The 12,502-nt window shown below is 73.3% G+C and carries 10 protein-coding genes; 9 read left to right on the forward strand and 1 reads right to left on the reverse strand.

Annotated features, from left to right (window positions below; translation table 11 throughout):
- The first annotated feature begins 72 nt into the window (after positions 1-72).
- Genes ABZ453_RS13125 through ABZ453_RS13165 form a run of 9 tightly spaced genes read left to right on the forward strand, consistent with a single transcriptional unit; the run spans position 73 to position 11,531 of the window.
- Positions 73-1,224, forward strand: coding sequence for a glycosyltransferase family 4 protein (locus tag ABZ453_RS13125; RefSeq protein WP_359014531.1), 1,152 nt, complete (start codon positions 73-75; stop codon positions 1,222-1,224).
- Complete coding sequence (locus ABZ453_RS13130) at positions 1,221-1,955, forward strand: class I SAM-dependent methyltransferase (protein WP_359014533.1); 735 nt, start codon at positions 1,221-1,223, stop codon at positions 1,953-1,955. The genes ABZ453_RS13125 and ABZ453_RS13130 overlap by 4 nt, the downstream gene beginning before the upstream one ends.
- The gene (locus tag ABZ453_RS13135; protein WP_359014535.1) at positions 1,952-6,811 is read left to right on the forward strand and encodes an alpha-(1->3)-arabinofuranosyltransferase family protein; all 4,860 of its coding nucleotides are present in this window, start codon (positions 1,952-1,954) and stop codon (positions 6,809-6,811) included. Before ABZ453_RS13130 ends, ABZ453_RS13135 begins: the two co-directional genes overlap by 4 nt.
- Positions 6,808-8,199: a condensation protein gene (locus ABZ453_RS13140; protein WP_359014537.1), complete on the forward strand. Its 1,392-nt coding sequence runs from the start codon at positions 6,808-6,810 to the stop codon at positions 8,197-8,199. The genes ABZ453_RS13135 and ABZ453_RS13140 overlap by 4 nt, the downstream gene beginning before the upstream one ends.
- Positions 8,196-8,936 carry a class I SAM-dependent methyltransferase gene (locus ABZ453_RS13145; protein WP_240869628.1) on the forward strand — a complete coding sequence of 247 codons (741 nt, stop codon included), beginning with the start codon at positions 8,196-8,198 and terminating at the stop codon, positions 8,934-8,936. Before ABZ453_RS13140 ends, ABZ453_RS13145 begins: the two co-directional genes overlap by 4 nt.
- Positions 8,937-8,958: 22 nt before the next feature.
- Entirely contained in the window at positions 8,959-9,864 is a 906-nt protein-coding gene (locus ABZ453_RS13150; RefSeq protein WP_359014768.1) for a hypothetical protein, read from the forward strand.
- Complete coding sequence (locus ABZ453_RS13155) at positions 9,861-10,139, forward strand: Trm112 family protein (protein ID WP_359014539.1); 279 nt, start codon at positions 9,861-9,863, stop codon at positions 10,137-10,139. Before ABZ453_RS13150 ends, ABZ453_RS13155 begins: the two co-directional genes overlap by 4 nt.
- On the forward strand, positions 10,136-10,966 hold the full coding sequence (locus tag ABZ453_RS13160; protein ID WP_359014541.1) for an FkbM family methyltransferase: 831 nt from the start codon (positions 10,136-10,138) through the stop codon (positions 10,964-10,966). The genes ABZ453_RS13155 and ABZ453_RS13160 overlap by 4 nt, the downstream gene beginning before the upstream one ends.
- The gene (locus tag ABZ453_RS13165) at positions 10,941-11,531 is read left to right on the forward strand and encodes a hypothetical protein (RefSeq protein WP_359014543.1); all 591 of its coding nucleotides are present in this window, start codon (positions 10,941-10,943) and stop codon (positions 11,529-11,531) included. The genes ABZ453_RS13160 and ABZ453_RS13165 overlap by 26 nt, the downstream gene beginning before the upstream one ends.
- A gap of 8 nt (positions 11,532-11,539) precedes the next feature.
- Here the strand turns inward: ABZ453_RS13165 and ABZ453_RS13170 are convergent, their stop codons facing one another.
- Positions 11,540-12,412: a hypothetical protein gene (locus ABZ453_RS13170; protein ID WP_359014545.1), complete on the reverse strand. Its 873-nt coding sequence runs from the start codon at positions 12,410-12,412 to the stop codon at positions 11,540-11,542.
- Positions 12,413-12,502 lie beyond the last annotated feature (90 nt).

A 12,502-nucleotide genomic window follows, 5' to 3' on the forward strand; every position in this document is an offset into this window, starting at 1 on the left:
AGCTCAGTCCCCCCACAGCGAGTCCGGAAAGCCACCACTGAGTTCCGCACCCAGAGACGAGTTGGAGCACCCATGCCCCAGCACGTGCCCTCCCAGCTGCGCGCCGCACATCCCTGGGCGCCGCAGCACCTCTCGGCGCTCCCCCCACAACCGCGCCGAATCGTTTTCCTCGCCCACCGGGACCTGGACAACCCGGCGGCCGGCGGCTCCGAGCTGCTGGTCGACCGGCTCGCCGAGGGGCTCACCGCCCTCGGCCACCAGGTGACCCTGATCTGCGGCGGACCCGCGACCTACCGCGACTACCGGGTCGTCTCCGCCGGCGGCGAGTTCGCCCACTATCTGCGCGCCCGCGGCGCCTTCGCCCGGCAGGTCGGGGAGACCGATCTGCTGGTCGAGGTCTGCAACGGCATGCCCTACCTGGCGCCCTACTGGCACCACGGGCCCACGGTGTGCCTGGTCAACCATGTGCACACCGATCTGTGGAAGATGCGGTTCGGCGGGCCCCTCACGCCGGCCGCCCGGCTCGGCCGAAGACTTGAGCAGTGGGCGCTGACCGGTGCCCAGCACCGGAGTCTGCTGGTCGCGGTCTCTCCGTCCACCGCGCACGCGCTACGGGCGATCGGCGTCGAACGGGACCGCATCCGTGTCGTCCACAACGGCGTGGAGGAGCCGGGCCCCCGCGCCGACCGTTCGCCGGAGCCGCTGTTCGTGGCGGTGGGGCGGCTGGTCGAGTACAAGCGGATCGATCTGCTGCTCAGACTCTGGGAGCGGGTGCGGCCCGTCACCGGTGGCCGGCTGGTCATCGTCGGCGACGGACCCGAACGGGAGCGGCTTCAGCAACTCGCCGGTCCCGGCGTGGAGTTCGTCGGCCATGTCCCCGATGCCGAGAAGCACCGGCTGCTGTGCGCCGCCTGGCTGCTGCTGCATCCCTCGGCCGTGGAGGGCTGGGGGCTGGTCGTCACGGAGGCGGCGGCGCGGGAGACGCCGACGGTCGCCTTCGACGTGCCGGGGCTGCGGGACTCCGTCGTGGACGGGGAGACCGGTGTCCTCGCGCAGGGCGAGTCCTCGTTCGCCGCGGCCTGGTGCACGCTCGCCCTGTCGGGCCGTCGCCGCGAGGCGATGGGCAAGGCGGCACGTGACCGCGCGGCGCGTTTCCGCTGGCACCGCACCGTCAGACAGTTCCGCGCGGTGGCCGCAGAGGCGGTGAGGAGCTGGTCCCCGTGACCGGCCTCAAGGACCCCTCGATACGCCGCTCGGTCGCTCTCTTCCGTGCCTTCCGCCACGAACAGGACGACCCCGAGGGCTGTTACGGGCTGCTCGCCCGGGACGCCGCCGACCAGGTCGAGGCCTACGACGGGCCCGTCGCCGGGCGTACTGTCGTGGACGTCGGTGGTGGTGGCGGTTGGTTCACCGAGGAGTTCCGGCGGCGGGGCGCGCACGCGTACCTCTTCGAACCGGATCTACGGGAGCTCGGTGAGAAGCCCCCCGACGGCGCCGTGATCGCGGACGGCTATCTGCTGCCGCTGGCCGACGGCGTCGCGGACGTCACCTTCTCCTCGAACGTGCTGGAGCATGTCGCCGACCCGCAGACCTTCCTCAGCGAACTCGCACGCGTGACCCGGCCCGGCGGCCTGATCTACGTGTCGTTCACCAACTGGCTGTCGCCCTGGGGCGGCCACGAGTGGGCGCCCTGGCACTACTTCGGCGCCGAGCGGGCCCGCGCCCGCTACCGGCGCCGTACCGGCAGGCCCGCCAAGCACACCCTCGGCGAGAACCTGTTCGCCGTCCACATCGGCACCACCCTGCGGCAGGTGCGCGCCCGCGACGACGTCACGGTCGTCTCGGCGCGCTCCCGCTACTGGCCGTTCCTCGCCGAGACCGTCGTGAAGGCACCCGGCATCAGGGAGCTGGCCACCTGGAACCTCCTTCTCATCCTCCGGCGGTGTCCACCATGACGACGACCACGGTCCAGGCTCCTCCTCCGGCAGCCGTCCCCACCACCGCGGCCACCGCGGGTCCGCCCGAGGGACCGCGGTCGCGGCGCTGGCTGGCGGGGTTCTGGGCCGTGGTGTTCGTGCTGTTCCTGGTGGTGCACCCGGGGCGGCAGACCTTCGACACCAAGCTGGGTGTGACGGTCGACCCGGGAGCGTTCCTCTCCGACCTGGGGCAGTTGTGGCACGACCAGGGGTCCTTCGGCGGGATCCAGGACCAGTACGCCGGCTATCTCTGGCCGATGCTGCCGTTCTACTGGCTGGCGCACGTGCTCCATCTGCCGGTGTGGCTGGCCGAGCGGCTGTGGCTGTCGCTGATCGTGTCGGTGGCCTTCTGGGGCGCCCTGCGGCTGGCCGAGCGGCTGCGGATCGGCAGCGGCGGATCACGGCTGCTCGCGGGGGTCGCGTACGCGCTGTGGCCGATGTTCACGATCGTCGTCGGCTCCACGTCGGCCGCCGCGCTGCCCGGTGCCTTTCTGCCGTGGGTGCTGCTGCCGCTGACCGACGAGCGCTACAGCGCGCGGATCGCCGCCCTGCGCTCGGCGCTCGTCGTGCCGTTCATGGGCGGCGTCAACGGCGCCTCCACGCTGGCCTCGCTGTTGCCGGTGGGGCTGTATCTGCTCTCCCGCCCGCCCGGTCCACGGCAGCGCAAGCTGATCGCGTGGTGGGTGCCGGGTGTGGTCGTGGCGACGGCATGGTGGTGGATCCCGCTGCTGATGCTCGGCGTCTACGGCGAGAACTTCCTTCCGTACGTGGAGACTTCGCAGACGACGACGGCCACCATGTCGGCGACGGAGGCACTGCGCGGGGCCGGCAACTGGGTCGCCTATCTGCACTTCGGGCAGGCGTGGCTGCCGGCCGGCTGGACGGTCGCCGCGTCCGTGATCGTCATCGTCTGCTCGGCGCTGGCGGCCGGACTCGGCCTCGCGGGGCTGGCCAGACGGGACATGCCGGAGCGGCGCTGGCTGGTGCTGACCGTGGTGTCGACCGTGCTGGTGCTGCTCGCCGGGTACGGCGGCGCGTTCGGCGCGCCCTTCCACGGGGTGGTGCAGGACTGGCTGAACGGCTGGCTGGTCCCCTTCCGCAACATCTACAAGTTCCAGACGGGCCTCGCCCTGGCGCTGGTGCTGGGCCTCGCCCATCTGGTGGGCGTGGCCGCCGAGCCGCGCGGTGCCCGGCCCGTGCGGGGCCGCCGGTTCGCGCCACTGATCGCGGCGGTGCTGATCCTCCCGGGTCTGCTGTGGCCGTATCTGAACGGGTCGATCCTCAACCCGGGTTCCTTCCAGGAGTTGCCCACGTACTGGAAGGCCACGGCGAGTTGGCTGGAGAAGTACTCCCCCGACTCGCGTGCCCTGGTGGTCCCGGCCACCGCGCACGGCATCTACAGCTGGGGCTCCCCCATCGACCAGCCCTTCGACGTCCTCGCCAAGTCCCGCTGGGCGCAACGGGATTACGTCCCCTTCGGCACCCCCGGCAACCGGCGCGCGATGGACGCGGCCGAGGACGCGCTGGCCTCCGGAAGCGATGTCCCGGGGCTGGCCGACTATCTCAGCCGGGCCGGCATCTACTACGTCGTCGTGCGCAACGACCTCGACCCGAACCAGATCGGTGCGGTGCCGACCACGACCGTCAAACGGACGCTGGAGCAGTCCGGGTATGTCCGGGTGACGGGCTTCGGGCCGGTGATGACGGGCGGCGTGATCGCCCATGACGCCCCGATTCAGGTGGAGGGGCTCTACCCGCGTCAGCGCGCGGTGGAGATCTACGAACCCATCGACAAGAACGTCCCGCGCCCCGGCCAGGCACATCTGCTGTCCGTGACCGACACGGCCGTCGTCTCCGGCGGCCCCGAGGCGCTGCTGCCGCTCGCCTCCCAACTGCGCGACCGGGCGACCGTACTGACCGGCGACAACACCCCCGGCCTCGGCACCCCGTCCCTGCAGATCGTCGGCGACGGACTGCGCCGCCAGGACACCCGGTTCGGGCTCGTCAGCGCCAACACGTCCTACACGTACACGAGTTCCGAGCGGAACTCACCGGACGCCACGCAGGACGCCGGCAGGAAGCCGCACCAGATCCTCCCCACCACGGGCCTCGGCCACCAGACGGTGGCCCGGCTGCGCGGCGCCCGCACGGTGACGGCGTCCTCCAGCGGCAACTGGCTGTTCCACCTGCCCCAGTACGACCCCGTGAACGCCTTCGACGGCAACCCGGACACCGCGTGGACGGAGGGCGCGCCGGACACGGCGGACGGGCAGTGGCTGCGGATCGGCTTCAGCGGCACGTACGACATGCCGTCGTCGTTCAAGGTCACCCCGCTGCCTCAGGAGAGCGTGCGGTCGGCGGCGACGAAGGTGAAGGTGGAGACGGAGAAGGGATCGAGGACCAGCTTCCTGCAGCCGAACGGCCAGCCGCAGACCATCAAGGCGCCTGCGGGCGGGACCAGTTGGATGAAGCTCACGATCGTCGACTCGGTGGCGCGCCACACCGGCCTCACCGGGGCCGGCTTCTCCGAGATCGCCCTGCCGCACGTCCAGGTGACGCGAGTGCTGCGGCTGCCGACGGACGCCGACGACGCCGACGCCTCGGCCACGGAGATCTCCCTGCACCGCACCGCCGACCCCACCGGCCTCTCCGCGACCGGCACGGAGAACGGGCTGCACCGCTCCTTCACCACGCCCACGGCGGGGACGTACACGATGAAGGCCGGCGCGGTGCCGGTGACCGGTGAGGAGCTGGACACGCTGCTCTACCGGGTCGCCCCCGCCCAGCAGAACCGCATCGTCGCGACCGCCGACTCCACGGCGGCCCTCGGCGCGGGGCTGACCGCGCGCAACCTCACCGACGGGGACCTGACCACCGCCTGGATCGCGGGCGACCGGCCCACCATCCACCTCAGCTGGAGCGGCAAACAGCCCATCGGGGAGGTCGTGCTGGCGCCCGCCGGCGGGCTGTCGACCCGGGCCACCCAGGTCGACATCAGCTCCCCGGACGGCGCGACGATCGCCGGCGTCGACGAGAACGGCGTGGTCCGCTTCGACCCGATCACCACCGACCGGCTGGACATCACGGTCACCCGGACGGCGCCGCTGACCCTGCACAACCCGGTCGCCGACGAGAACCTGCAGCTCCCCGTGGGCTTCTCCGAGGCGTACGTCCCGGCGCTGGACCAGTACCGCACCCCGCAGCCGAGCGCGAGCCGCACCTTCTCCCTGCCGTGCGGGCAGGGGCCGGACGTGGCGGTGGACGGGAAGCTGTACCAGACCGCCGTGAAGGGGACCGTACGGAATCTGACGCAGCGCCGACGGGCTGATGTGACGCTCTGTCAGCAAGGCCGGGAAGACGCCGACTTGGAGCTGACGTCCGGCACCCACCGGCTGGAGGCGGGGGACGCGGGGCCGCTCGCGCTCACGGACGTCACCCTGACCCGGGGCACGGTCGCGACGCAGACCACGGCCGCGTCCCGCCAACTGACCGTACGGGACTGGCTGGGCGACCGCCGCGAGGTGACCGTCGGCTCGGGCGCGGCGACGTACCTGACGACGTACGAGAACTACAACGACGGCTGGAAGGCCACGCTGAACGGCAAGGAACTCACGCCGGTCCGCCTCGACGGCTGGCAGCAGGGCTGGCGGGTCCCGGCCGGGTCGGGTGGCACGGTCAAGCTGTCGTACGAGCCCGCGACGACGTACAAGGCCGGGCTGATCGGCGGTGCGGTGGGGCTGGCGGTGCTGATCGGCCTGGTCGTCCGGCGCCGCCGCGAACCCAACCCCGACCAGCCGCAGCGGGTCGCCCCCCTGCCGGGTCTGTGGCTCGGCACGGTGGCCCTGACGGTGGTGGCCGTGCTGATCGCCGGCTGGTTCGCCCTGCTCGTCCCGGCCCTGGCACTGCTCGCGCACCGCCGGCACACCCTGCTCGTGCCGATCGCCTTCGTCGCCCTCGCGGGCGCCGGCATCGCGGCGGCGACGGGCGCCGGCGAGCCCCCGGGCGCGGGCCACGGGGCGTTCGGTCATCCGGCCCAACTCCTGGCCCTCATCGGCCTGTTCGCCGGCGTGGTCGCCGTACGCGAGCCGGACGAGGGCCCGGGCTCCACCGCGATCCTGCCCCCGGCGACAGCGGGCAGCGCGGCCGGTCTCACCGCCGGGACGGCACCGGGCTCGGAGGCACCGACCCAGACTCTCCCGAGAAGACGGCACCGGGAACTCGGAGAACGCGCCCCGGACGCGGAGCCGCACCGGGAGAGCGAGCTACGGGCTCCGGGCGAGCGGATACCGCAGCCCGGACCGGGTGGCGAACCATGGACCGGAGGCGGCGGCGCGCATCCGGCGGGCGACGAGGGCGCGGCGCGAGCGGAAGCCGGGGTACGTGGCGAACCGTGGGCCCGAAGCGGAGGTGCGCATCCGGCCGACGACGGCGCGACGCGGACGCGGACCGTCCATGAGTCGCCGGGCACTCCCGAACGCGGCACGCAGGGCGGACGGGAGAGCGCCGGTGAGCCGAGGCCGGTTGACGCGGAAGGGGCCGAATCCTCCAGCTCCGCCCAGCGTCCCGACCTCGCCGGCGAGCCGAGGCCGGTCAGCGCGGAAGGGGCCGAGTCATTCGGCGCCGACCCGCACCCCGGCCCCGGACTGCCCCCACCGCCCGCCTCCGGCCACGCCGTCCCCGCCCGCGGTCCCGGAGCCGCCGAACCCGCCTCCGGCCACACCGTCTCCGCCCGCGGTCCCGGAGGTGTCGAGCCCGATCCGCCGGCCACGCGGTTCACGGTGCGCAAGTCGGGGCCGCAGGAGCCGGAGGACGGCAGGGGGAGGGCATCGTCATGACCGCGCTGGAGCATCCCGCACGCGCCGACGGACCGGTGCGGCCGCCGGTCCGCATACCGTTCCCGGTCGTGGACGAGGTCGCCCGGCACTGCCTCCAGGAGGAGGAACCGGAGACCGTCCACATCGAGGTCCATCTCCCGGGCCGGCTCGACCGCGACCGTCTGCGGGCGTCCTTCGCCGAGGCCCTGCGCCGCCACCCGCGCATCCTGATGCGCGAGGCGCCGGGTCACTGGTACCGGCGCCGCTACGAGTGGGAGCTGACGCCGGAACCGGACGTGGAGGTGGTCACCTTCCCGCCGGGCGGACGCGGCGCGCTGCGGGACGCCCGCACCCGCGCCCTGACGACGGCGCCGCCCCTGACCCTGTCCCCACCGATCCGCCTGGAGGTGGTGGAGGGCCCGGGACCGGTGGAGGGCAGCGAGGCCACGGACGCGGTCGGCGAACCCCCCGCGACCGCGCACCGTCGGCCCGAAGCGGCCGCGGGCAAGGGCACCGTCCTCTTCCTCACCATCAACCACACCGCCCTGGACGGCCCCGCCTGCCTCCGCGTCCTCGCCACCGCCGCCGAGCTCTACGGCGGCCAGGACAACTCCCCCGCCGCACCCCCCGTCCGTGCCCCCGAATCCCCGCCGCCCACCGCCGAGACCCCCTCCAACTGGTCCCCGCCCGCCCGCGTGGCCCCCGGCACCCCCGAGCCGTCCCCCGGCAACGGCATGCTCGTCACCGACCTCCCCCTCCCCCACCGCCCCAAGGGCTCCCCCTACACGGTGAACGACCAGCTGATGGTCACCACCGCCCTCACCATCGCCCACTGGAACAGGGAACACGGCGTCGAGCCCCGCCCCCTCCGCATCACCATGCCCGTGGACGACCGCCCCAGGGACGCCACCATGCCCATCGGCAACGGCACCCGGCTGGTCGAAGTGCCGTTCTCGACACATGAGTTGGGCGCGCACAGCGCCTCCGACATGCCCGGCCTCCTGCAGCGCACAGCGACCCGCACCCGCGCCCTCAAATCCCTCCCCCGCCCGCAACTCGGCCACGGGGCAGCCCTGCTGACCGCCCCGGTCACCCCGGTGGCCTGGCGCGCGGCCCTCACCCGCGGGCTGCGCCGGGCCGCCGCCCCCTGGACCTCGACCACCCTGCTCAGCAACATCGGCCGCATCCCCTACCCCCTGGACTTCGGCGAGGAGGCCGGCCGCGCGCACGCCGTCTGGTTCTCGGCCCCCGCCCGGATGCCCCGGGGCCTCACCGTCACCACCGCCTCCACCGCGGGCCGGCTGCACCTGGCCCTGCGCTGGTCGCGCGCCCTGCTCAGCCACGGCGACGGCGCCCACCTCAGGGACCTGTTCGAGCACTACCTGCACTCGACGGAGGTCACCCCATGACGACCACCGCCCCCCGCCCCAAGGACCTCCGCGACTTCTACGAGGACCCGTCCGTCCCCGTAGCCTCCGGCACCCCCCGCAGCCTCCGCCAGGCCCGCATGCTCGCCGGCGCCCTCGGCCCGGCGACGGGCGGGGGCACCCCGCGCACCGTCCTCGACATCGGCTGCGGCGACGGCACGGCGGCCGCCACCGCGGCCCCTCTGCTCCCCGGCCACCGCATCGTCGGCGTCGACTGGTCCCAGGACGCCCTCCGACGGGCCCGCGCCCACCTGTCGTACACCGTTCGCGGCGAACTCACCGGCGGCGGACTGCCGTTCCGGACCGGCTCCGCGGACGCCGTGCTGTTCAGCGAGGTGATCGAGCACCTCGTCGACCCCGATGCGGCCCTCGACGAGATCCGCCGCGTCCTGCGCCCCGGGGGCCATCTCATGCTCTCCACGCCCAACTTGGCGGCCTGGTACAACCGCGCCCTGCTGGCGGCGGGCGTGCAGCCGGTGTTCTCCGAGGTGAGCCTGAGAGGGATCCACGGGCGGCCCGGGAGGGAGGTCGTGGGTCATCTGCGGCTGTACACCGCCCGCGCGCTGCGGGAGTTCGTCACCGCTTCCGGTTTCGAGGTCGTACGACTGGAAGGGGCCCCCTTCCACGGCGTACCGCGTCCACTGCGCGCCCTCGACCGGCTGGCCTGCTCGAGACCGTCGCTCGCCTCGATCCTTCTTCTGCACGCGCGGAAGACCTAGGGGGCGCGCCATGTGGTGGGGAGTGATCGCGGCCCTGATGGCGAACACCCTGTACAGCCTCGGTTTCGTCCTGGAGAAGCGGGCCCTGAGCTCGCTGCCCGAGGTGTCGATCCGACAGCCCGCCCGGCTGCTGCGGCTGGTGCTGGGCAGTCCGCTGTGGATCGGCGGTTCCCTGGCCCTCGCCTCCGGCTTCGGCGCACAGCTCGTCGTCTACCGGACGCTCCCGATCGCCGCAGCCCAGGGCATCTTCGTCTCCGGCCTGGTGCTCCTGGTGCTGCTCTCCGCCCGGCTGCTGGGCGAGGAGACCACGGGCCGGGAACGGTACGCCCTCGGCGCGATCCTCGCGGCCCTGCTGATGGTCGTGCTCTCGCTCAAGGAGGGCTCGGACACGGTCAGCCGCAGCGCCCCGTACCAGCTGATCCTGTTGGTGTGCGTGCCGTCGCTGGCGGGTGGCGTGTGGCTGTACGGCGCCGCGGAGCGCCGCTCCCGGCACCGGCACCGCGCGCCGACGACCGGCGTGGAGTACGGCGTGGCGGTGGGCCTGCTGTACGGCGTCAGCTCGCTGGCGATCAAGGGCGTGTCGAGCTACCTGACCACAAGTGGGCTGGGGGGCGCTGTCGTTGACGTACTGCGCTCTCCGTACCCGTACATCCTCATGTTCACCGGCGCGTTCGGCCTCGTCATGTCGCAGGCCGCGCTGCAGCGGTGCCGGGCCTCGCTGATCGTGCCGGTGTGCACGACGGTGACCTGTCTCTACACCGCCGTGATCGGCACGTTGTCGTTCGGCGAGGCGCTCCCCCACGACCCGCTGCGCCTCGCCCTGCGCCTCGCGGGTACCGCGCTCGCCGTCTCCGTCCTGCTGGCCATGCCCAAGCACGACACCGCACCACAACAACCCCCCATCGGTGCCAAGGAGTTGACACCATGAACCCCGACGACCCGCTGCTGCGGATCCTGGCCTGCCCACTGGACAAGGGCCCGCTGCACCTGCTCGTACCGGACGGGCCGGCGGCCGAGGAAGCCCTCTACAACCCGCGCCTGCACCGCCGTTACCCCGTCGTCGACGGCATCCCGCAGCTGCTGCCCTCCTCGGGTGAGCAGGTGTCGGACGACGAGCACGAAGCTCTGTTGCTGCGTCTTTCGGAGGGCAGAGACATCGACGGCGTCCGCCGCGGGCCCCAGACCCCCGGGATGGCCCAGTGACCCGGAACCCCACGGTGGCCGCCCGGCTGGCCCCCCTCCTCCCCGTCCGGCTGGTCGCCGCCGCCGCCCGGGCCGTCTACCCGCGCTTCGAGCCCGAGCTGGCCCGTCTCGGCGAGCTGTGTCCGGCCGACTGCCGGACGGCCGTGGACGTCGGCGGCTGGTACGGCCCCTGGACCCGCCGTCTGGCGAGACGGGCCCGCCGGGTGGTGACCGTCGAGCCGGTCCCGCACCTGGCCCGGCTGCTGACCTCCGCCGCCCCGCCGAACGTCCGGGTCGTCCAGGCCGCCGCCTCCGACCGTCCCGGCATCGCCCGGCTGTGGCTGCCGCCGGACGACGCGGGCGACCGGGGTGTGTCCTCCCTGGTCCGCCGGGACATCCACGCCCGCGCCCTGGACGTCCCGTGCGTCACCCTCGACGAACTCGGCCTGCGGGACGTCGGTTTTATCAAGATCGACGTGGACGGCAACGAACTGGCCGTCCTGCGCGGGGCGACCGGTGTGCTGTCCCGCGACCGTCCGGCGCTGTTCGTGGAGTTGGAGTACCGCATCCAGCCGATCGCCCCGGTGGTGACGTACCTGTCCCTGCTCGGCTACGACGGCTGGGTGCTGCCCGGCACCAGCTGGGTCCCCCTGGCCCGCTTCCCCCTGGAGGCCCACCAGGCGTCCGTCCAGCACGTCGTCGCCCAGGGCCTGCTGGGCCGCGTCCTGCCCTTCCGCAGCCACCCGCGCTACGTCAACTCGGTCCTGTTCCTCCCGGACGGCCGCCGCCCCGGTGTCAGTGGCCTGAGCGACCATGGAGGACATGCCGTCCGCGAAGCGCCCCGCTAGTCCCTTCACGCCCCTCGACTTCCAGCTGGTCCTGCTGCGCCGCATGGCCGACCACAACCCGGACCTGGTGGAGGACGCCCGGCACACGCTGGGCGTCTCCATCGCGGACATGCGGGAGGCCAACAAGCGCTGGCAGGCGATGCTGCACTCCCCCCGGTCCCGTGCGGCGGCCTCCCGCTACCGCTCCGTCCTGGGCGCACCCGAGTCGGTGGTGCAGCGCCGGATCGGCGACCTGGACTGCGAGGCCCTGCTGTGGCCGGTCCCTCTCTGGCCCGACCTGCGTTTCGAGGTCCTGCTCGCCCCCAACGGCGCGGTCTGGAACGAGTGGCTGGTCCGCGCGCCGCACGCCCGCGGACCGCTGCTCAGGACGATCGCCGACCTGACCCCCTGGTCCTGCACGGTCGACGAGACCGCCCGCGCCTTCGCCCCCGCCCGCCCCCTGGAGGGCACGGCCCCCACCCGCTGGGGCCTGGCGTTCACGGCCCCGGACGAGGAGGGGACACGGCGGGAGGTGGTCGCGGAGTTCACGTGGGGCCTGCTGCAGCGGGTGGCCGTGAACGGCTGAGCCGCCGCTCACCTGCCGGCCGCCTCCAGTACCGCCGCCACGACCTTCTCCACCGACCCCGGATGCAGGAACAGGAACAGGTTCGGCTCCACCAGCTCCAGCTCCATCACCCGCGGCTGTCCGTCGTCCCCGTCCACGAGGTCCACGCGCGCGTACAGCAGCTCCGGCGCGTCCGGTACGGCGGCCAGAGCGTGTTCGGCGACGGCGAGTTCGGCCGGGGTCGGCGTCCAGGGCTCCAGGTCCGGGTGGGGCACCTTGTCGGCGTCGTAGGCGGCACCGGGTTCGAGGACGGCCCGCTTGCGGCTGGCGTGCAGCAGACGGCCGCCGAAGAACTGCAGCGCGCGCTCGCCTCCGGTGTCGATGGCCCGCATGTACGGCTGCACCATCGCCGTGAACCCCTCCTCGTGCATGCGCTGGAGATGCCGTACGGCCTCCTCTCGCTGCCCGGGCGCGTAACGCGCCGCATAGCGGGCCCCCGCGCCGGAGGTGGGCTTGACGACGTACTCGTGGTCCTCGGGGAGGTCCGGGCCGTCGCCGGGGGCGAGGTAGCGGGTGGGGACGACGGGCACGCCGGCCGCGGCGAGGTCGCCGACGTACCGCTTGTCGGTGTTCCAGCGCACCACCTCCGCCGGGTTGGCGAGCCGGGTGGCCGTGCCGCACTTGTGCGCCCAGGCCACGAACTCGGCCGCGCGCCAGCTGTAGTCCCAGGTCGAGCGGATGACGACCAGGTCGTACGCGGCCCAGTCGGCCTCGGTGTCGTCCCAGCACACGGCGTCCGCCTCGGCCCCCGCCTCGCGCAGCGCGGCCAGCAGCACGGGCAGGTCGCGGTCGCGGTTGGGCTGGGGCCGGGAATCGTAGGTGGCGAGGGCGATGCGGGGCACGGGGACTCCGTTCGGGTGCGGGGCGGACCATCGCAGGCTAACCAGGACGGCCACGACCACGGCAACCGGTTTGACCTTCCCCCTCGGGGA

Origin of the sequence: Streptomyces sp. NPDC005799, from assembly GCF_040630525.1 — a bacterium.
In the GTDB taxonomy this organism is placed as follows: Bacteria; Actinomycetota; Actinomycetes; order Streptomycetales; family Streptomycetaceae; genus Streptomyces; species Streptomyces griseorubiginosus_B.